Origin of the sequence: Klebsiella grimontii, assembly GCF_900200035.1 — a bacterium.
In the GTDB taxonomy this organism is placed as follows: domain Bacteria; phylum Pseudomonadota; class Gammaproteobacteria; order Enterobacterales; family Enterobacteriaceae; genus Klebsiella; species Klebsiella grimontii.
In genome coordinates, this window is the sequence record NZ_FZTC01000017.1 from 294,761 (window position 1) to 315,220 (window position 20,460).

A 20,460-nucleotide genomic window follows, 5' to 3' on the forward strand; every position below is an offset into this window, starting at 1 on the left:
AGGCATCCAGATGGAACAATGTGACCCTATCGGCGCAAGATTAGATCGCTTACCCTTATCACGATTTCATTTTCGTATTTTCGGCATTATTAGTTTCAGCTTATTAATCACCGGTTTTCTCAGCTATTCCGGCAACATAGTATTGGCAAAATTAGTCAGTAACGGTTGGTCAAATAATTACCTGAATGCGGCATTCACCTCAGCGCTGATGTTTGGCTACTTCATCGGCTCGCTGACCGGCGGTTTTATGGGTGATTATCTTGGCCGTCGCAAAGCCTTTCGCGTGAATTTACTTATCGTTGGAATCTCTGCCTGTGCGGCGACGTTTGTACCCAACATGTACTGGCTTATCTTTTTCCGCTGTCTGATGGGCTGCGGAATGGGTGCACTGATCATGGTGGGCTATGCCTCATTTACCGAATTTATTCCGCCCGCGGTGCGCGGAAAATGGTCCGCCCGGCTGTCGTTTGTCGGCAACTGGTCGCCCATGCTGTCGGCCGCCATCGGCGTCGTGGTGATTGCCTTTTTAAGCTGGCGGATGATGTTTCTGCTCGGCGGCGCGGCAATGCTGCTGGCATGGTATCTGTCGGGGAAATATTTTATTGAGTCCCCCCGCTGGCTCGCAGGCAAGGGGCAACGAAACGCCGCTGAAAAACATCTCCTGCAGGTGGAGTTGCAAATCGAGAAAGAGAAAAGCATCACCTTACCGCCCTGGCAGGGGGCTGGCCCGGCGGAGCCGTGCGCGGAGAGCGGTTCGTTCTGGCTACTTTTTAAAGGCCAGATGCTGCGGCGGACGCTGGTGGCGATCACGGTCCTTATCGCCATGAACATTTCGCTCTATACCATCACGGTGTGGATCCCAACGATTTTCGTCAATTCGGGGATCGACGTGACGAAGTCTATCTTGATGACCGCCATTATTATGATTGGCGCGCCGGTGGGGATATTTATCGCCGCGCTGATTATCGATCGTTTTCCGCGCCGATTATTTGGCTCCTCACTGCTGATGATTATCGCACTGCTCGGCTACGTCTACTCTATTCAGACCGCGGAGTGGGCCATTCTAAGCTATGGTCTGGTGATGATCTTTTTCCTGTATATGTACGTCTGCTTTGCTTCCGCGGTGTATGTACCGGAGCTGTGGCCAACGCACCTCAGGCTACGCGGTTCGGGATTTGTTAACGCGATAGGAAGAATTGTCGCGGTATTTACCCCTTACGGCGTCGCGCTCCTGCTGACGCGCTACGGTTCGATTCGAGTTTTTATCGTCCTGGGCGTCATGCTGGTACTTTGCGCGCTGATTCTGTTTTGCTTTGGCATCGAAACGCGCAAAGTTTCGCTGGAAGAGATTTCAAGCCTTGGGTGATGCTTTTGCGGAGTCCCGGAGGCGATGCTGCGCGTCTGTCCAGGATACGAAACCGCGCGGACCTGTCGCCCGGGCAAGGCGTTTTATGCCGCCCAGGGAGGAAGACCGCACGGCGTCCTGTCGGCGGATTTTACACCTGGGTTTCTTCCCAGTCCGCCAACGTATACAGCGTTGCCCCCGCGGCGGCCATCTCCATAAACGCCAGATTGCTATCCTGCGGCTGAATATTCACCCCGCGGCAGCCGTCGGTAATCACGTTGACGGTATAGCCCAGATTGAGGGCGTCGAGCACGGTAAACTTGACGCAGTAGTCGGTGGCGAGCCCCAGCACCGTTAGCTCGTTAATGCCGCGCTCGCGCAGCCACGCATCGAGCCGCGTTTTCTGCCGGTGACCGTTATCGAAAAAGGCGCTGTAGCTGTCAATGGACGGATTTTCGCCTTTATGGAATACGGCGGCAATATCTTGCTGTTTGAGCAGCGGATGCAGCGCCGCGCCTTCGCTATTTTGCACGCAGTGATCCGGCCAGAACGTTTGCTTCAGGCCGTCAAGCTCGCCCTGGGTATAGGGCTCAACCTGATGCTGGCTGGCAAAGCTGCCGTGATTCGCCGGATGCCAGTCCTGGCTGGCAACCACCGTTTCGCCTCGTTGCAGGCTCCAGTCGATAAGCCGGTTGGCGACGTCCACCGTACTGTCGCCCTGCGGGACGGCAAGTGCGCCGCCGGCGCAAAAATCATTTTGTAAGTCGACCAGTAGCAGCGCGCGCTGGATCATGTGCTCCTCCTTACTCATCGGGTGTCAGTTCGCCGCGCAGATTCTCCTGCATGGCGTGACGGATAGCCGCCACGTCCAGATCCTGGCTCAGCAAATAGTGTAGCTTGGTCAGCGTGGCTTCGACGGTCATGTCAAAACCGCTAATCACGCCAGCCTGCGCCAGCGCGTTACCGGTGGCGTAGCCGCCCATATTGACCTTACCGGACATACACTGGGTCAAATTAACCACCACGATACCGCGCTGGTTGGCCTCGGTCAGGACCTGAATAAACTCGCCGTTCTGCGGCGCGTTGCCGACGCCATAGGATCGCAGGATCAGCGCTTTGACCGGCTGGCGCAGGAAGTTGCGCACCACGTCGGCGGAAATGCCGGGATAAATCGTCACCACGCCAATCGGCTGCGGCGTAATGGGATGAACCATCAGTTCGCCGCTACCGTGCGGAGCGGGAGGCGTGCCGAGCCGGCGAATATGGATACCGGCTTCCAGCAGCGGCGCCAGGTTGGGCGATGCGAAGGCGTTAAAGCCATCGGCATGGGCCTTCGTCGTGCGGTTACCGCGGTAGAGGCGGTTATTGAAGAACAGCGACACTTCGTTAATCGGGTAGTTGGCGGCGACGTACAGCGCGTTGAGCAGATTGATTTGGCCATCAGAGCGCAGTTCGGCGAGCGGAATTTGTGACCCTGTCACAATAACCGGTTTCCCCAGATTTTCCAGCATGAAGGAGAGCGCCGAGGCGGTAAACGCCATGGTATCCGTGCCGTGGAGGATCACGAAACCGTCGTACTGGTCATAATGGTCGCGAATATCGTCGGCGATATGCTGCCAGTCTTCCGGCGTCATATCGGAAGAGTCCATTAACGGGGCGTATTCATGAATGGTGAAGTCCGGCATCTCCGGGCGGTGAAACTCGGGCATCAACGCCAGCTGGCGCTGTAAATGGCCGGAAACGGGGATATAGCCGTGTTCAGAACGCTGCATACCAATGGTGCCGCCGGTATAGGCAACGTAAATAGATTTCTTCTGCATAGCATCGCTTAGGTTAAACGTAGACAGGCGCAGTATAGAGGGGCGGAAGAAAAAATAAAGTAAATGCCGCCCCACGGGATGGGGCGGCAGAGGATTAACGAATATTGGCGCAGGTTAAGCAGAACGCGTAGCGGTTCTGCGGATCGTTGAATGCCGCCAGCTTATCGCTCTCGGTTTTCACCGCATTGGCCGCCGCGGCGACCGGTGCGGGCAGATACGCCTGGACCGCTGCCGGCAGCGCCGCGCGAACGGAACCCGTCAGGCTATCGACGACCATCGAGAAGAAGGTCGGCTCTTCCTGATAGTAGTTGATATGCCACTGTTTCAGCTTCGCCAGCTCGGCGGCTTTTGCCACCGCGTCGTCAAAGTCGCCAAGGCTGTCGACCAGGCCGTTCGCTTTCGCATCTTCACCGGTCCAGACGTGGCCCTGAGCGATTTGGTCGACTTTCTCCGGCGTGCTCTTACGCGCGTTCGCCACCAGGGTGATAAAGCGCTTGTAGCCGTTTTCGATGCTGAGCTGCATCAGCTGCTGCACTTCCGGCGGTAGTGCTTTGGTGGTGGAGACATCGGCCAGCGGCGAGGTGGCCACGCCGTCGGTATGGACGCCAATCGAGCCGAGGGTATTTTCGACGGTATTGATCACCCCAAAGATACCGATAGAGCCGGTAAGGGTGCTGGGGTTCGCGACGATATAATTCGCCGGGGTGGAGATCCAGTAACCGCCGGAGGCCGCCATGCCGCCCATCGATACCACAACCGGTTTTCCGGCCGCTTTCGCTGCCGCCAGCTCTTCGCGAATCATTTCTGAGGCGCTGACGCTGCCGCCCGGGCTGTTTACCCGCAGCACGATCGCTTTCACTTTCGGATCGAGGCGCGCGTCGCGGATCTGCGCGGCGGTGGTGTCGCCGCCGACGTTACCCGGCGTTTCTTCGCCATCCATAATCGCGCCGTTAGCAAAGATAACCGCAATCGCGGAACCCTGGTCGGCAGGCGTTTTGACGCTGTAATCGTAATAGCTGATCGCGCTGTAGTTGTTATCCGCTTTACTCCAGCCAAACTGCTTAGTCAGCGCTTTCTCGACCTCGGTGGAGGTGCCCAGCTCGTCAACCAGCTTGTTATCCAGCGCGTATTTAGCCGTGTCGCCATCGACTTTACGCAGGCCGTCAATCACGCCCTGAGCGCCGGGGAACAGCTGCTGTGCGGTGATCTGGCGGTTGGCGGCAATGGTGTTGAGGTAGTTTTGCCACAGCTCGCCGATCCAGCGGCTATCCGCTTCGCGCGCCGCCGGGGACATATCGTCGCGGATAAACGGTTCTACCGCTGACTTATAGGTGCCGACGCGGAACACATGGGTCGATACCTTGAGCTTGTCGAGCAGCGATTTATAGTACAGGCCGTTGGTCGCGAAGCCATGCAGGTCTACTTCGCCCTGCGGCGAAAGCCAGATCTTATTGGCGAAGCTGGCGAGATAGTACTGACCCTGGCTGTAGCTGCTGCCGATGGCATATACCGGCTTGCCGCTATCGCGGAATTCGCGCAGCGCTTTACCGATATACTGCATCGATGGCTGATCGCCGCCGGCAAAGTTCTTCAGATCCAGCACGATACCGGTGATATTGCGGTCGTCTTTCGCCTGGCGAATGGTCTGCACAATATCGAACAGCGAGTTTTCCTGCAGGCGATCGGAGCTGGCGCCAAACAGCTGGCGGCCAATTACGCCAAGCTTGCTGCTGGCCGAGGGTTTATCGACCACCACGCCGGTGATATCCAGCAGCAGCGCGCCGCGGGTACTGTGCTCTGTCGTTGTGCTGCTGAACTGGGCCCAGATGCCGACGCAGGCCAGCACCAGCACCAGGAAAACCACGTTCAGTGCGAGCTGGCGAATGAAATTGAGCACGCGCCATGTCCATTTAAAAAATCCGGCGAGCAGTCGCCAAAGAGTTCGCATGTATTCTCCCTAACCATATTCAAAAATGGGCGAGCCGCAGGGGCCGCCGCGTCTGGCTATCCTAATGAGAGTGCCGTCGGTTGTCAGCAGGAATCACCCGTTGGGCTGTAACAAAATCCTTGCTCATGTTAATTTTGTGAAAAATCACATCACAGGAGTTATACAGATGGATGCTCTCGAACTACTGGTTAATCGCCGCAGCGCTTCACGTCTGACCGACCCGGCGCCGGCGGGCGAACAGCTGGAAAACATCCTGCGCGCCGGCCTGCGCGCGCCGGACCACGGGACGCTACAGCCGTGGCGCTTCTTCATTATCGCTGATGAAGGGCGCGAGCGCTTCAGCCAGCTGCTGGAAAAAGGCGCGGTGGCGGCAGGCGGAGATGAAAAAGCGATTGAAAAAGCCCGCAGCGCGCCGTTTCGCGCGCCGCTGATCATTGCGGTGGTGGCGCGCTGTGAAGAACATCCGAAAGTACCCAAATGGGAACAGGAGATGTCGGCAGGCTGCGCGGTGATGGCCATGCAGATGGCGGCCGTGGCGCAGGGGTATAACGGCATCTGGCGCAGCGGCGCGTTAACCGAAAGCCCGGTTGTACGCGAAGGGTTTGCCTGCCGCGAGCAGGATAAAATCGTGGGATTTCTCTATCTGGGGACCCCGCAGCTCAAAGCTTCAACAACGATCGCTTTGCCGGATACCGCGCCGTTCGTGACGCGCTTCTGAGTTCGTTCTTTATGCCGGACGGGCCCGGCTCATCGCCGCCTCGGGTTGTAGCCCGGCTAAGCGCAGCGCGAGCCGGCTGGAAGTAGTGCCAGCGTATCAGACTCGACGCCTTTCCCGGAGGCGGTGCTGGCGCGCCTGTCCGGGCTACCAAACCGCGGACGACGTTACTTCTGTCGTTTCGCGAATTCGTCTTTCGCTTTCTGCAGCTGCTGCTGGAAGGCCGGATTGGTATGCAGCGTGGCAACCACTGCCGAACCGACGATACGCGCCGCGTCGACGTCGCTCTGCCAGTGATAGCCGCAGATCACCCGGCTTTCGCCCAGCTCAAAGCCGCGCTTAAGGATTTCGTTTTGCCGCTGGGGATTAATCTCAGCCAGCACCAGCGCGGTGGCCCAGCCGATAGAGGTGTGGCCGGAGGGGTAGGAGCCGTTTTTCGATAGCGTATCCTGTTCCTTGGTGTTACAGGTGGCGACGCCATAAAACGCAAACGGGCGAATGCGCATGTATTTCTCCTTCGCCCCACGCGTCGCCAGGTCGCCGGCATCTTCAATCATGTTGGTGAGCAGCTTGTGCAGCTCCGGCGCATCTTTGGCGGTAATAGGCGAGCCGAAGGCACCGGAGAAGGCGTTGGCGACGCCGCCGCCGCTCAGGTTTGCGTCTTCCGCCGCCAGTTTGCCGCGCTCGGTGCCGCGCAGCAGGCGTCCTTTCTCATACATTGCCTGATCGTTTAAAAACGCGATACTGCCCACCTCCGGCGGCGGCGGTAGCAGCGCGAGGCTGTCGATAGCCTGCGCATTGGTCAGATAGTAGAGATCGGGCTTGGTGGTGACGTCGTTACCGGCGGGAACCAGGGCGAAAGCGTTGATGGAGAAGAAACTGGCCAGGCAAACGGCGAGAACACGCTTTTTCATTAAAATTTCCTTACGTTGTTATATGTCCAGAGAAAACAGAATTTATGCTTGTCATATTTCTGTCATTTTTTAGTAAAGGGTAAAATCACGTTGAAAAAGCGGGCCCGCATCGCAAAATCGGTTTTTTGTCTGCTTAATGAGCAACCATACGCGATTTCGGACTGTCGCACTTACCACTCCGCCGTTTGGGCGCTACCATAGCGGGATTGCAATGACAGGAGATGTCCATGAGCGAGCAAACCATTCGTTTAACGCAATACAGCCACGGAGCCGGTTGCGGGTGTAAAATTTCCCCTAAAGTGCTGGAAACTATCCTGCAAAGCGACCAGGCCAAATTTATCGACCCAAATCTGCTGGTGGGCAACGAAACCAGCGATGATGCCGCCGTCTACGATCTCGGCAACGGTACGTCGATCGTCAGCACCACCGACTTTTTTATGCCGATCGTCGACAATCCGTTCGACTTTGGGCGCATCGCGGCGACCAACGCCATCAGCGATATTTTCGCCATGGGCGGTAAGCCGATTATGGCGATCGCTATTCTCGGCTGGCCCATCAATACCCTGGCGCCGGAAATTGCCCGTCAGGTGGTTGAGGGCGGTCGTTTTGCCTGCCAGCAGGCGGGGATCGCGCTGGCCGGGGGCCACTCGATTGATGCGCCTGAACCCATCTTCGGTCTTGCGGTGACCGGCGTGGTTCCGACCGAGCGGGTGAAGAAAAACAGCACCGCGCAGGCCGGCTGCAAGCTGTATCTCACTAAACCGCTGGGTATTGGCGTGCTGACCACCGCGGAGAAAAAGTCGCTGCTGAAGCCAGAGCACCAGGGGCTGGCGACGGAAACCATGTGCCAGATGAACCTCGTTGGCTCGGCATTTGCCCATATCGACGGCGTGAAGGCGATGACTGATGTGACCGGCTTCGGGCTGCTGGGCCATCTCAGCGAAGTGTGCCGCGGCGCGGGCGTACAGGCGCAGCTTACCTATGCAGATATCCCGAAACTGCCCGGCGTGGAAGCCTACATCGCGGCGGGCGCGGTGCCGGGCGGTACCGGGCGTAATTTCGCCAGCTACGGTCATCTGATGGGCGATATGCCGCCAGAGTGGCGCGATCTGCTGTGCGATCCGCAAACTTCCGGCGGTCTGCTGCTGGCGGTAGCGCCGGAAGCCGAGGCTGAGGTGCAGGCAGCCGCCGCTGAGTTTGGTATCACGCTTAGCGCTATCGGCGAGCTGGTAACCGCCCGCGGCGGACGCCCCATGATTGAGATCCGTTGATTTCATGCGGCTGTTTATTGCAGAAAAACCGAGTCTCGGCCGCGCCATCGCCGAGGTTCTGCCAAAACCGCATCGCAAAGGCGACGGCTATATTGAGTGCGGTAACGGGCAGGTGGTCACCTGGTGCATCGGTCACCTGCTGGAGCAGGCCCAGCCCGATGTCTATGATGCGCGCTATGCGCGCTGGAACCTGCTCGACCTGCCGATCGTGCCGGAAAAGTGGCAGCTCCAGCCTAAGCCATCGGTGACCAAACAGCTTAACGTGATTAAGCGTCTGCTCGGCGATGCGCAGGAAGTCATTCATGCCGGTGACCCGGACAGAGAGGGTCAACTGCTGGTGGATGAGGTACTTGACTATCTGCAGCTGGCGCCGGAAAAGCGTCAGCAGGTGCAGCGCTGTCTGATCAACGATCTTAACCCGCAGGCGGTGGAGCGGGCGATTAACCGCCTACGCGCCAACAGCGAATTTGTACCCCTGTGCGTCTCGGCGCTGGCCCGCGCCCGCGCCGACTGGTTGTACGGGATCAATATGACCCGCGCGTATACCATCCTTGGCCGTAACGCCGGTTATCAAGGGGTGCTATCGGTCGGACGCGTGCAAACGCCGGTGCTGGGGCTGGTGGTACGCCGCGATGAAGAGATTGAAAACTTCGTCGCTAAAGATTTCTTCGACGTAAAGGCGCATATCGTTACCCCCAAGGATGAGCGTTTTGTCGCCACCTGGGTGCCCAGCGAGGCCTGTGAACCGTACCAGGATGAAGAGGGACGGCTGCTGCATCGCTCGCTTGCCGAGCACGTCGTCAAGCGCATTGAGGGCCAGCCGGCGACGGTCACCGCTTATAACGATAAGCGGGACTCTGAGCCAGCGCCGCTGCCGTTCTCCCTCTCGGCGCTGCAGATTGAAGCCGCGAAGCGCTTCGGCTTTAGCGCGCAGAACGTGCTGGATATCTGCCAGAAGCTGTATGAAACCCATAAACTGATTACCTATCCGCGTTCGGATAGCCGCTACCTGCCGGAAGAGCATTTTGCCGGGCGCCATGCGGTGCTGAACGCCATCAGCGTGCACGCTGCGGATCTGCTGCCGCAGCCGGTGGTGGATCCGGAGATCCGCAACCGCTGCTGGGACGATAAAAAGGTCGATGCCCACCACGCGATTATTCCGACCGCCCGCAGCTCGCAGGTGAAGCTCAGCGACAACGAAGAGAAGGTTTACGGCCTGATTGCCCGCCAGTATCTGATGCAGTTCTGCCCGGATGCGGTGTTCCGCAAATGTCAGATCGATCTCGACATCGCCAACGGCAAGTTCGTTGCCAAAGCGCGTTTTCTGGCGGAAGCGGGCTGGCGAACCCTGCTGGGCAATAAAGAGCGCGACGAAGAGAACGACGGCATGCCGCTGCCGGTGGTGGCAAAAGATGACGAGCTGCTGTGCGAAAAAGGCGAAGTGGTGGAGCGGCAGACCCAGCCGCCGCGTCACTTTACCGACGCCACGCTGCTGTCGGCGATGACCGGCATCGCCCGCTTTGTGCAGGATAAAGACCTGAAGAAGATCCTGCGCGCAACGGACGGCCTCGGTACGGAGGCGACCCGCGCCGGCATTATCGAACTGTTGTTCAAGCGCGGCTTCTTAACCAAGAAAGGGCGCTATATCCACTCAACCGACGCCGGGAAGGCGCTGTTCCATTCGCTGCCTGAAATGGCGACGCGCCCGGATATGACCGCCCACTGGGAGTCGATTCTGACGCAAATCAGCGAGAAGCAGTGCCGCTATCAGGACTTTATGCAGCCGCTGGTCGGTACCCTGTTCCAGCTTATCGACCAGGCCAGGAGCACGCCGGTACGCCGCTTCCGCGGAATTGTGGCGCCGGGCGACGGCAAGAAAAGCTTTAGTAAGGGGAAAGGCCGAGCCAAAGCGAAAGATAAAAAATCCGCCTCCGGCCCCGCGGCGGAAAGCCCGCAATAAAAAACCCCGGGAAACCGGGGTTTATCTCGATATCATCCGAACCTGCGCCGGGTTCGAAGAAATATCCGTCTTAAATCACGCCCTGCGCCAGCATCGCGTCGGCGACCTTCACGAAACCGGCGATGTTCGCGCCGCGTACGTAGTTGGTCTGCTTCGCTTCGCCGCCGTACTCAACGCAGGCGTGGTGGATATCCAGCATGATGTGGTGCAGACGAGCGTCCACTTTCTCCGCTTTCCAGCCCATGCGCGCGGCGTTCTGCGCCATTTCCAGGCCCGAGGTGGCTACGCCGCCGGCGTTCGCCGCTTTACCCGGCGCAAAAAGCACGCCCGCTTCGAGGAACAGATCGGTCGCTGCGATAGTGGTTGGCATATTGGCGCCTTCGGCGACGGCCTTCACGCCGTTGGCGATCAGCTGACGGGCAGCGTCGACGTCCAGCTCGTTTTGCGTGGCGCACGGCAGAGCGATATCCACCGGCACGGACCACGGCTGTTTGCCTTCAAGATAGGTCAGGCCGAACTCGCGCGCGTAATCCGCCACGCGGCCGTGGCTGCGCTCTTTAATGTCGATCAGGCGCGCCAGTTTTTCTTTGGTGAAGCCGGCTTCGTCAACCACGGTACCGTTTGAGTCGGAAGCCGTAATCACCCGCGCGCCGAGCTCCATAGCTTTTTCAATCGCGTACTGCGCCACGTTGCCCGATCCGGACACCGCGACGCGAGCCCCTTCAAAGCCTAAACCGTGGCGCTTAAGCATCGCTTCGGTGAAGTAAATCAGACCGTAACCGGTGGCTTCCGGACGAATCAGGCTGCCGCCGAAGGAGAGGCCTTTGCCGGTGAATACGCAGGCGCTGTTGTTGGAGAGCTTACGCATCATCCCGGCCATAAAGCCCACTTCACGCCCGCCTACGCCGATATCACCGGCCGGCACGTCGGTATCCGGGCCGAGGTGGCGATACAGTTCGGTCATCAGCGCCTGGCAGAAACGCATCACTTCGCCATCGCTTTTGCCTTTAGGATCGAAGTCGCTGCCGCCTTTACCGCCGCCCATTGGCAGGGTGGTCAGAGCGTTTTTGAAGGTTTGTTCAAAACCGAGGAATTTCAGAATCGACAGGTTTACGGAGGGGTGGAAACGCATACCGCCCTTATAAGGGCCGATGGCGGAGTTGAACTGCACGCGCCAGGCGCGGTTAACCTGAACCTGATTGCGGTCATCAACCCAAACGACGCGGAACTGGATAGCACGCTCCGGTTCAACCAGACGTTCCAGCAAATTCATCTGACGATAGCGCGGATTTTCCTCAAGAAATGGCCACAGGGTGGTCATCACCTCGCGGACCGCCTGAGCAAATTCAGTTTGATTTGGATCGCGCTGTTGAACGCGGGCGAGAAAACCTTCCAGAGTGCACGTCTGATCCATAGATATAAGTTCCCCTTATGGTTGTGGTTGCGTCTATTTATTATGATTCGGCCCTTGAAAAAGCCGATTTTCCGACTATACCATCGGAAATCGTTAGTTAAGCAAGGAAAAATTGTTCAGAAAGCAAAATTTATAATCAGGCGGTGCTCATAATCAAAAGCGATGACTGCCGCCAGACAAAATTAGCGGGAAGGGAGAGCGGCGCGCCGGGCGATAAAGGCTTCGAGCAGGGGAATATCGGCTGGCGCAAGGTTGAAGGTAAACGCCTCCTGGGGTGAACACCAGCGCAGCTGGCTGTGGTAGCGGGCGATGGGTTCGCCGTGAAAATGTGGAACCCACCAGGCGTGAAGATGAATCAGGCGGGCGGACACTTCGCGCAGGTGGCTGGCGATGTAGCATTCCGGCCGGGCGTCGATCGCCAGCTCCTCCTGCAGCTCACGCGCCAGCGCCTGGGCCTGGGTTTCGCCAGGTTCGACTTTTCCGCCGGCAAACTCCCACATTCCCGGCTGATCCGCGTGGGGCGGCCGCTGCGCCAGCAGAATGTGCCCATCGCGTTCGATAATGGCGGCAACAACATCAAGGGTTTTTGGCATGTGAATCATCGTTCTGTACGGGATAATGGCCTATTATCACCGTCCTTGTCCCCATCAAACAACCCTCAATCCGCTGGAGAGACTTTGTGCTTGACCGTCATTTGCATCCTCGTCTAAAACCTGTCCTCAACGCCGCCGCCGCCCTGCTGGATCGTCCGGCTATTTCCCCCGACGGCCTGACGCTATTTGGCTTTGCGATTGGCGTGCTGGCGCTGCCGTTTTTAGCCCTGGGCTGGTATCAGGCGGCCCTGGCGGCGATTGTGCTCAATCGCCTGCTGGACGGCTTAGACGGCGCGCTGGCCCGGCGACGCGGATTGACCGATGCGGGCGGTTTTCTCGATATTTCGCTCGATTTCCTGTTTTACGCCCTGGTGCCGTTTGGTTTTATTCTAGCCGATCCGGCCCACAACGCGCTGGCGGGCGGTTGGCTGCTGTTCGCTTTTATCGGCACCGGCAGCAGCTTTCTCGCCTTTGCCGCGCTGGCGGCAAAGCATCAGATCGATAACCCGGGCTACGCCCACAAATCGTTTTATTACCTTGGCGGGCTGACGGAAGGGACGGAAACTATCGCGCTGTTTGTGCTGAGCTGTCTGTTCCCGGCGTGGTTTGCGTGGCTGGCGTGGATGTTTGGCGCGCTGTGCTGGCTGACGACCTTTACACGGGTGTGGAGCGGATATCTGACACTGAAGCAGGTCAGAGATTGATGAGCCGGTTTTTCCCGGCTCGCGCTGCGCTTAGCCGGGCTACTGGGTCACAGCCGTCTGCGGAACGGTAGCCCGCGCGCCGCCTCCGGGAAACGCGCCGGGCCTGATGCTTCCACGTAGCGCATGTTGCCAATTAGCGAATTACTTGCTGCTCTCCGGGCCGCGTTCGCCACGAGAGACCGGGTTTTTCGGGTTGCTGCTCCACTCGTACCAGCCGCCGTCGTAGACCGAGACGTTGTTCCAGCCCATCGCCCGGGCGTACATAAAGGTTTCTGAAGCGCGCCAGCCGGTACCGCAGTAGAAAGCGACCTGCTGGCTCGGCAGAATATTCCATGATTTCCACATCGTGGCGATATCATCTGCGCTGCGCATGGTGCCGTCCGGATTATGGAAATCTTCCATATGGGTGGAGTCGCTTCCGGCATGGCCCCAGCGGGCGCCGGCAATTTCCCCCATCGGCTTGATATAGCTGTAGCCGCTGGTGGTGCCGATAAACTCCGGCCAGGAACGAATGCTCACCAGCGAGGCGTCCTGACGGTGCAGCAGGGCGCGAGCCTGCTCGGTATTGAGCATCAGCTGCGGCTGGCCCGGGATCGCCGCGCCGAACTCCGGCTCGGGTTTTTGCTTCGGCGGCGTTCCGCGCTCGACCGGCAGTCCGGCGTCGGACCAGGTTTTCCAGCCGCCGTCGAGCAGGCGCACATCCTTCACTCCGGCGTAAAGCATGATCTGCGCCACGCGGGCGGCGGCATACACGTCGCGACCGTACAAAATCACCGTGGTATCGTGGCGAATACCGTGTTTTGCCAGCATCGCTTTAAGCTGCGCGTCGGAGACTTTATTCCACAGCGGCTCGCTCTCCACCTCGTTGGTATCGATATACCCGGCGCCCGGAATATGGCTCAGCAGATACAGCTTCGGCGCGCCCCAGGCGGCTTCAAACACTTTCCATTTCCCGGCAGGGGCGGCGGCCACCGCTTTACCTTGCTGAAGATCGTGCAACCACTGCGGATACACCAGCTGCTCAAAATGCGGCAGCTTCTGCAGGCGCTCCGCCTGGCTCAGGGCATCGCCAAGCGAGCTGAGATGAGTGAAACCTGCGGCCTTAAGGCGCGCCGCGACTTTCGCGTTGTCGTCGGCGTCGCCGTACAGCGCAATCGGCGTTGAGGCCTGCAGATTGTGCAGCTTAGCCCAGGCGCCCAGCTGTTCGTCGGTCATCGCGCCAAGCCAGCCGGCGGCGAGGTTGAGCGCCTGCGGTTCATGGCCCTGAGGGCCGTTGGCGCCTTGCGGCCAACCGTTATAGAAAGCGCTAAGACGCGTATCAATGGCGACGCCGTTGTGCTGTTGCAGCGTGGAGAGCGTTAGCGTCGGCATGGCGTCAGCGGCGGAGGTGGAAGCGGCAGCAAGCCCCATCAGCAGGGCGAGTGCGGTCAGTTGAGAAACACGTTTCATCGAAATGCCCGGCAGTAGAAAATTGAGCGGCAATTCTCCGCGTTATTAGCGGATAATTCTTTGCGATAGCGCAGGCTTTCATTGCCAGAGCCTCATATGCAAGCAGCGCCCTCCGACGGGCGTATCCTGGTCATCATGCGTAACCAGCACCGCGGGGATCGCCTGCCGCGCCAGTTCGTTGAACACCCAGCGGCGAAAATCGGCGCGCAGCGCCACGTCGAGGCGATTAAACGGCTCATCCAGCAGCAGCGCCCGCGGCCGGGCCAGCAGGGCGCGCAGCAGGCTGACCCGCGCCTGCTGGCCGCCGGAAAGGGTTGCCGGATCGCGAGTATAGAATCCTGCCAGACCGGCACGCTCCAGCGCCTGTTCTACCCGGGGTTTACGCTGGGAACGCTGGACGTCAGCGGGCAGCGCCAGCAGCAGATTTTGCCCGACGCTGAAGTGGTCGAACAGCAGCGCGTCCTGCAACAGAATGCCGATGCGCCGCCGCTCGGTGGGTAAACTGTCGCAGCGCTGGTTATCCAGCCACAGCTCGCCGGCGGCGCAGAAGCTCTCTTCCAGCGCACCGACCATCCAGGAGAAGAGCGTTGATTTGCCGCTACCGGATGGCCCCATCAGGGTCAGGACCTCGCCGGGAGCAACGGAAAAATCGACGTTGCGCAGCAGCGGCTCTCCGTTGAGGCGCAGGGTGAGTTTTTTGACGATCAACATTAGCGTAATCCTTGTCGATAGTGGCCGATCAGCCAGGCCAGCAGCGCGGTGGCGGCAAAAAACAGCGCCGGTAACAGCAGCTGCCACAGCGCCTGCGCGGCGAGGGTGGAGGTATCGCCGCCGCTGCTCAGCGCCACCGCTTCGCTGGTCAGGGTCGCAACCCGTCCGCCTCCCAGCCATAACGTCGGCAGATATTGCGCGATGCTTACCGAAAAGCCCACCGCCAGCGCCGTCAGCAGCGGACGGGTCAGGGCAGGTAAGGTGACCAGCCAGAAGATGCGGCCTCGTTGCCAGCCGAGGGTGCGGGCGACCAGCTCCGCGCGCGGATCGCGAGCGCGCCACGCGGGACGCAGAATAAACAGCATCCACGGTACGACCCACAGCAGATGCCCCCATAAAACGGTGAGCCGCTCGCCGTCCAGCCACGTATACAGCGCCAGCTGATATTGGCCGTCCACCAGCGGCAGCGCCGGTAAAATCAGCGGCAGCCAGATCCATTCGCCGAAGCGGGAGGGGCCCAGCGCCAGCCATAGCAGACAGATGACCGCGCCGATCGCTGCTGAGCATAGCCCAAGCCACAGGCTGTTGCCGACGCTATCTTGGACCGGCTGGCTATTCTGCGCCGCCGCGGCAAGCAGCAGGGCGCAGGCCACCCCGCACAGCGGCAGAAGAAGGGCGAAGCTTTTCCCGGCGAGCGCCCGCGGCTGCGGACGACGGATCCCCTCAACCGGCGGGATCCGTCGTTGCCAGAGACGCCAGACTCCCCATGCCGCCAGCGCCATCATGGCGAGGGCCAGCAGCAGTATCAGACTGGCGAGGGCGCCTTTCGCCTGCTGGCGCTCATCGCCCTGGCTTAACCATTGCCAGGCCAGCACCGCCAGGGTCGGCGGGTTGCCGGGCCCGATCACCAGCGCGACGTCGACCGCCGAAAGGCTCCAGGCGGCAGTCGCCAGCAGCACTACCGACAGCGCCGGAAACAGGGTGGGTAACACCAACCACGTCAGGCACTGCCAGCGTCCGTAGCCGAGGCTTTTTAATACCGTTGCCTGTTCGGCCAGGCGTTTTTCACCCAGCAGACCGTAAACCACCCACAGCAGGAACGCGCTCTCTTTCATCGCCATAGTCAGGCCCAGGCCGATGCCGTAGCGGTCGATCGGCGGGGAAAAGAGTGGGAACAGGCGAGAGAGCCAGCCGCTTTCGGCAAACAGCAGCAGAGCGGCGGTAGCGAAGGCCACGTGGGGCACCGCCAGCAGCAGCGGAAGCCTGGCCGCCAGCCGTCGCCAGCCGCCCGACGGCCAGAGCGCGGCCACGACGGTGAGCGTGATGATCAGCGCGCCGCCCACCGACAGCAGGGTTGAGACGAGAGTCGCCGCCAGCGCCTGGCCAAACTGCGGGTCGGCAAATAGCGATTGCCAGAGGGAGAGGCGAAGAGCCGGAAGCGCCATCAGCGCCGCGGCCGGCAGCAGCGGCAGATAGATCAGCGCGACGGCGGCCCAGGTCAGCAGCCTTAGTGCGTGCCGTAGCGGCGCAGCCATTCCTGCTCCAGCGCGTCAACCCAGGCCGCGTGCGGTTCACCCAGCATCGGCGGTATATCCTGCGGCACAACGGCATTAAAGGCCTGCCGCTCCTTCTCCGTTAATTTCGCCGGATCCAGCACGCTGGGGTCGCCCCATACCGTCGGGTCGGCCTTGCGCAGCTGGGCCTGCGGCGAGAGCAGGAAATTAGCGACCACTTTCGCGCCTGCCGTCGCCCGGGCATTGGCCGGGATCGCCACAAAATGGACGTTGCCGAGCATCCCCTCGCTGAAGCCGAAGCCGTAGCTGTCTTTCGGCAGCTCGCCGCTGGCCGCTTTTTGCTGCGCGTGCAATGGATTAAAGGTGATGGAAAGCCTGAGGGTTCCACTCTTCAGCATGGCATCCATGCGGGCGGGCGAAGCCGGGAAGTCGCGGCCCTGTCGCCACAGCAGAGGGTGAAGCTGGTCAAGATAGCGCCACAGCGGCGCGGTCACGGCGGCGAAGGTGGCCTCCTCAGGCGGCTGGCGCAGGGCGTCGGGCTGCGGGGTCAGCGTCAGCAGCAGCTGTTCAAGAAACGCGGTACCGGTAAAATCCGGCGGACGCGGATAGGTGACGCTGCCGGGATGCGCGGCGGCGAAAGCCAGCAGCGCCTGCGGATTTTGCGGCGCGTCGGGCGTTTGTGAACGACGGGCGATAAAGGTGAGCTGCGCGCCGCCCCACGGAGACTCCGCGCCGTCGGTCGGAAGGGAGAAATCCTCGCGCACCGGCTTTTGCGTATCGACGAAGCGCCAGTTAGGCAGGGTTTCCGCCCAGCGGGTTTGCAGCAGCCTGGCGTTTTTCAGGGTGCGGAAGTTTTCGCCGTTCACCCACAGCAGGTCGATGGAACCACCTTGACTGCGTCCGGCGCGGGCTTCGCTCTGGATGCGCTTGACCGCATCGGCGGCATCGGCAATATGCACGATGCGCAGGTCGATAGCGTAGTCGCGCTTCACCTCGTCGCTGACCCAGTCGAGATAGCGGTTAACCGCCGGGTCGCCGCCCCAGGCGTTGAACCACACCGTCTGGTCGCGGGCTTCTTGTTGCGTGGATTGCCATCCCGCGCTGGCGGCCAGCGGGGAGAGCAGCAGTAAAGCGAAGACCAACATACTGCGCATAACCGCTCCTTATGGTTTTGAATCGGTTGGGATCCGGCACAATCCCTGGGCGGGGATCGCCATGGCTGAATTAAAGCGCGCCGACAGGTTTTGTAAACCGATCAGCGCCGTGAGTTCGGTGAGCGCGCGGGCGTCAAACTGACCTGCCAGCCTGTCGCGCAGCGCGTCGTCGACCACCGGCGGCGTCATGCTGGCCGCTTCGGCATACTCCAGCGCCAGCCGCTCGCGTTCGCTGAATAACGCGCTGTCCCGCCATTCGGCGACCGCCAGTAGCTTATCGCTGCCGCCGCTGCGTTCCGCCAGCTTCATATTGGTGATATCAATGCAAAACTCGCATAAGCACAGCTGCGCGACGCGGGCGCTGACCAGCGAGCGCAGCACCGGATCGAGGGGCGAACGCTTGCGTTCCAGATAGCCGACGAACATCGACACCAGGTAAAACACCAGCGGAATACGCCCCCACCAGCGGATAGGGCTGAGCACCTCGCCGTAGTGGCGGCGATGCAGCCAGGCCTGCGGGCGAAGAATCAGCGGAATGGACTTCAGAGGGGGTAAACTCATCGTGAACGCCTCTTTTGTTGTTCAAGATAGAGCGCTTTCGCGACCGCCACCACAATGGCCAGCGCAAACAGGATCGATAAACCGGTGACCAGCCAGAAGGTGCCGCCGGTCAGCAGGCTGCCGGTCCACGAATAGACTATCGTCGCCGGCAGCTGGCCGAGGCCGGTGGCCAGCATAAAGTGGCGAAAGCGCATTGACATCAGTCCGGCGGCGTAGCTCACCGGATCGAATGGCACGAAGGGCAGCAGGCGGCAGATTAATAGGGTGTGTTTGCCGTAGCGGGTAAAAAAGCCATCCATACTCTGCAATACGCTTTTGCCGGTGAGTTTTTCCACCGCGTCTCGGCCGAGCGCTCTGGCGATAAAAAAGCACAGCGCCGCCCCGGCCATGGCGCTTACCCACGACAGCGCGCCGCCCCAGAAAGCCCCGAACAGGGAGGCGTTGGCAAAGGTGATCAAAAAGGCGGGAAGCGGGGCGATAATCGCCTGCAGAATCATCAGCGCGAAGGAGACCAGCGCCGCCTGCGGGCCCCAGGAATCGATAAAACGCTCAACAGCCTGCTGATCGAGCGTAGCGAAGGCCGCGAGGCTGCGCTGCATAAACCCATGTACGCCGGGTATCAGCCACCATGCCAGCAAAAGCGCAAGCAGCGTAATGCCAATGGCTATCCGCGAGCGCGCGTGGCTATTTTTCATCGTTAGACAGTAACCGTGGCGTCGCGATCCGCCGATAGCGGGCATATCTTTTCGCCGCCTGAATCAGGGCAAATAAGGCCAGCCCCGCGAGCGTCAGCTTGAGCATAAACAGAGAGGTGATCCCGTCGCGAATAAGCTCACTGGCCAGCAGCGTGTAAATAAATATGCCGGGTAAGGTGGTGAGGGCGGAAATAAAGGTAAACGTCCAGAACGGAATCGCCGTCAGGCCATAGGCGTAATTCTGGATATTATAGGGAAACAGCGGGATGAGCCGGGTCAGAATTAAAAAATCGCTGCCGCTACGGGCGATACCGTGTTCAATAGTCTGAAATATCGCCGTCTGCCCGACGTATTTGATCAGCAGCTCGCGGCCCAGCCAGCGGGCGAACAGAAACGACAGGGAAGAGGCGAACGTCGCCGCCAGCAACGACAGCAAGGTCCCCGCGAGCGGACCAAAAATGACGCCGCCGGCAATCACCAAAATAGAGCCCGGTATTAAAAACAGGGTGGCGACAATAAACAGCAGAATATAGAGCGTATAGCCGAAGGTGCCGCTCTGGCGGATGGCCTCGCGCAGACGATCAAAATGGGTAACCAGCTCGGCAAAACCCGACTGCTGAATAATACAGGCGACAATGCTCAATACGACGACAACAAAAAGCAGCTTATACTCTGCTTTATGACGGCTTCTTTTGCATTGGGTTCTCCTGTATTGCGCGGCGGTCAAAAGTGCGCGCGACAGTATAATAGTTTGCCGCCGTTCACAATCTCTGACGGCGGCTTTTTTGATATGGCTCAGGCTCTGCGGGCCAGAGAGCCTGATGGCGGGGCGGTTTAGGCCTTAAAGCTCGCCCATACCGGCGCGTGGTCGGAGGGTTTTTCCATTCCACGAATTTCGTAGTCGATGCCGGTTTCGACGCAGCGCTGCGCCAGCGGGGTGCTTGCCAGCAGCAGGTCGATGCGCAGCCCGCGGTTATCGTCAAAGCCCTTAGAACGATAATCGAACCACGAGAAATGCTCGTTATCCTGCGGGTTCGCATGGCGGTAAGTATCCACCAGGCCCCAGCCCAGCAGGCGCTCCATCCATTCGCGCTCTTCCGGCAGGAATGAGCATTTGCCGGTACGCAGCCAGCGCTTGCGGTTCTCTTCGCCGATGCCGATATCAAGGTCGGTGGGGCTGATATTCATGTCGCCCATGATCAGCACCGGATTCTCTTTATTCAGTTCGGTCTCGAGGTAGTTTTGCAGGTTCTGGTAAAACGCCGCCTTCGCCGGGAATTTGGTTTCATGATCGCGGCTTTCGCCCTGCGGGAAATAGCCGTTAATCACCGTCAGGTTGCCAAACGGAGAAGGGATTTCCGCCATAATGATGCGGCGCTGGGCCTCTTCCCCATCGTTCGGGAAACCGCGACGCACGGCGATCGGCGTCTCTTTGGTCAGCAGCGCGACGCCGTAGTGGCCTTTCTGCCCGTGATAAAAGACGTTATAGCCCAGCTTCGCCACCTCTTCGAGGGGAAACATGTCGTCGTGGACTTTGGTTTCCTGTAGGCCGATGACGTCGGGCTGGTGTTTATCGATGATGGCGGCCAGCTGATGCGGGCGGGCACGCAGGCCGTTGATATTAAAAGAGACAAATTTCATAGTCGCTGCCACTGTGCAAGGTGAATAGTGCAGGGATGGTAGCAGAAATTC

General features: G+C 59.8%; 19 protein-coding genes. 5 read left to right on the forward strand and 14 right to left on the reverse strand.

From position 1 onward, the window contains the following. Positions 1 to 10 precede the first annotated feature (10 nt). The gene (locus KOSB73_RS13960) at positions 11 to 1,366 is read left to right on the forward strand and encodes an MFS transporter (protein WP_098140595.1); all 1,356 of its coding nucleotides are present in this window, start codon (positions 11 to 13) and stop codon (positions 1,364 to 1,366) included. A 130-nt stretch (positions 1,367 to 1,496) separates the two neighbouring features. Here KOSB73_RS13960 and pncA read toward each other — a convergent pair whose 3' ends face one another. The 3 genes from pncA to sppA all read right to left on the reverse strand — a co-directional run bounded on the left by pncA (position 1,497) and on the right by sppA (position 5,113). After that, positions 1,497 to 2,138 carry a bifunctional nicotinamidase/pyrazinamidase gene (pncA, locus tag KOSB73_RS13965; RefSeq protein WP_098140596.1) on the reverse strand — a complete coding sequence of 214 codons (642 nt, stop codon included), beginning with the start codon at positions 2,136 to 2,138 and terminating at the stop codon, positions 1,497 to 1,499. Between the two features lie 10 nt (positions 2,139 to 2,148). After that, positions 2,149 to 3,165, reverse strand: a complete 1,017-nt coding sequence (gene ansA, locus KOSB73_RS13970) for an asparaginase (protein WP_098140597.1) — start codon at positions 3,163 to 3,165, stop codon at positions 2,149 to 2,151. Positions 3,166 to 3,259: 94 nt separating this feature from the next. Then, positions 3,260 to 5,113, reverse strand: a complete 1,854-nt coding sequence (gene sppA, locus KOSB73_RS13975; RefSeq protein ID WP_064371693.1) for a signal peptide peptidase SppA — start codon at positions 5,111 to 5,113, stop codon at positions 3,260 to 3,262. Between the two features lie 166 nt (positions 5,114 to 5,279). Between sppA and KOSB73_RS13980 the strand changes: the two genes are divergently transcribed. Beyond that, positions 5,280 to 5,831 carry an NAD(P)H nitroreductase gene (locus tag KOSB73_RS13980; protein WP_049087343.1) on the forward strand — a complete coding sequence of 184 codons (552 nt, stop codon included), beginning with the start codon at positions 5,280 to 5,282 and terminating at the stop codon, positions 5,829 to 5,831. 164 nt (positions 5,832 to 5,995) lie between these two features. Here the strand turns inward: KOSB73_RS13980 and phoC are convergent, their stop codons facing one another. Beyond that, positions 5,996 to 6,742: an acid phosphatase PhoC gene (gene phoC, locus KOSB73_RS13985; RefSeq protein ID WP_004138262.1), complete on the reverse strand. Its 747-nt coding sequence runs from the start codon at positions 6,740 to 6,742 to the stop codon at positions 5,996 to 5,998. 227 nt (positions 6,743 to 6,969) lie between these two features. Between phoC and selD the strand changes: the two genes are divergently transcribed. After that, positions 6,970 to 8,013 carry a selenide, water dikinase SelD gene (selD, locus tag KOSB73_RS13990; RefSeq protein ID WP_024359457.1) on the forward strand — a complete coding sequence of 348 codons (1,044 nt, stop codon included), beginning with the start codon at positions 6,970 to 6,972 and terminating at the stop codon, positions 8,011 to 8,013. A 4-nt stretch (positions 8,014 to 8,017) separates the two neighbouring features. Then, on the forward strand, positions 8,018 to 9,973 hold the full coding sequence (locus KOSB73_RS31025; RefSeq protein WP_004121401.1) for a DNA topoisomerase III: 1,956 nt from the start codon (positions 8,018 to 8,020) through the stop codon (positions 9,971 to 9,973). 70 nt (positions 9,974 to 10,043) lie between these two features. Here KOSB73_RS31025 and gdhA read toward each other — a convergent pair whose 3' ends face one another. Further along, a complete protein-coding gene (gene gdhA, locus KOSB73_RS14000; protein WP_004138255.1) occupies positions 10,044 to 11,387 on the reverse strand; it encodes an NADP-specific glutamate dehydrogenase in 1,344 nt (447 codons plus the stop codon). Between the two features lie 182 nt (positions 11,388 to 11,569). Further along, a complete protein-coding gene (locus tag KOSB73_RS14010) occupies positions 11,570 to 11,980 on the reverse strand; it encodes a pyrimidine (deoxy)nucleoside triphosphate diphosphatase (protein WP_024359456.1) in 411 nt (136 codons plus the stop codon). An 86-nt stretch (positions 11,981 to 12,066) separates the two neighbouring features. Between KOSB73_RS14010 and KOSB73_RS14015 the strand changes: the two genes are divergently transcribed. Then, positions 12,067 to 12,684, forward strand: a complete 618-nt coding sequence (locus KOSB73_RS14015) for a CDP-alcohol phosphatidyltransferase family protein (protein WP_049089995.1) — start codon at positions 12,067 to 12,069, stop codon at positions 12,682 to 12,684. 141 nt (positions 12,685 to 12,825) lie between these two features. Here the strand turns inward: KOSB73_RS14015 and KOSB73_RS14020 are convergent, their stop codons facing one another. From KOSB73_RS14020 to xthA, 8 genes are all read right to left on the reverse strand, one after another. Then, positions 12,826 to 14,133 (reverse strand): sulfurtransferase, encoded by a 1,308-nt coding sequence (locus tag KOSB73_RS14020; protein WP_049099760.1) that lies wholly within the window; start codon positions 14,131 to 14,133, stop codon positions 12,826 to 12,828. A gap of 78 nt (positions 14,134 to 14,211) precedes the next feature. Then, positions 14,212 to 14,844, reverse strand: a complete 633-nt coding sequence (locus KOSB73_RS14025; protein ID WP_049089996.1) for an ATP-binding cassette domain-containing protein — start codon at positions 14,842 to 14,844, stop codon at positions 14,212 to 14,214. Beyond that, the gene (locus KOSB73_RS14030; protein WP_049089997.1) at positions 14,844 to 16,379 is read right to left on the reverse strand and encodes an ABC transporter permease subunit; all 1,536 of its coding nucleotides are present in this window, start codon (positions 16,377 to 16,379) and stop codon (positions 14,844 to 14,846) included. Before KOSB73_RS14030 ends, KOSB73_RS14025 begins: the two co-directional genes overlap by 1 nt. Further along, a complete protein-coding gene (locus KOSB73_RS14035; RefSeq protein WP_004138232.1) occupies positions 16,352 to 17,512 on the reverse strand; it encodes an ABC transporter substrate-binding protein in 1,161 nt (386 codons plus the stop codon). The genes KOSB73_RS14030 and KOSB73_RS14035 overlap by 28 nt, the downstream gene beginning before the upstream one ends. A 9-nt stretch (positions 17,513 to 17,521) precedes the next feature. Beyond that, on the reverse strand, positions 17,522 to 18,073 hold the full coding sequence (locus tag KOSB73_RS14040) for a carboxymuconolactone decarboxylase family protein (protein WP_004138231.1): 552 nt from the start codon (positions 18,071 to 18,073) through the stop codon (positions 17,522 to 17,524). Beyond that, on the reverse strand, positions 18,070 to 18,768 hold the full coding sequence (locus KOSB73_RS14045; protein WP_098140598.1) for a TVP38/TMEM64 family protein: 699 nt from the start codon (positions 18,766 to 18,768) through the stop codon (positions 18,070 to 18,072). The genes KOSB73_RS14040 and KOSB73_RS14045 overlap by 4 nt, the downstream gene beginning before the upstream one ends. Continuing rightward, complete coding sequence (locus tag KOSB73_RS14050) at positions 18,758 to 19,411, reverse strand: TVP38/TMEM64 family protein (protein WP_024359450.1); 654 nt, start codon at positions 19,409 to 19,411, stop codon at positions 18,758 to 18,760. Before KOSB73_RS14050 ends, KOSB73_RS14045 begins: the two co-directional genes overlap by 11 nt. 191 nt (positions 19,412 to 19,602) lie before the next feature. Continuing rightward, a complete protein-coding gene (xthA, locus tag KOSB73_RS14055; RefSeq protein WP_024359449.1) occupies positions 19,603 to 20,409 on the reverse strand; it encodes an exodeoxyribonuclease III in 807 nt (268 codons plus the stop codon). Positions 20,410 to 20,460: the final 51 nt, after the last annotated feature.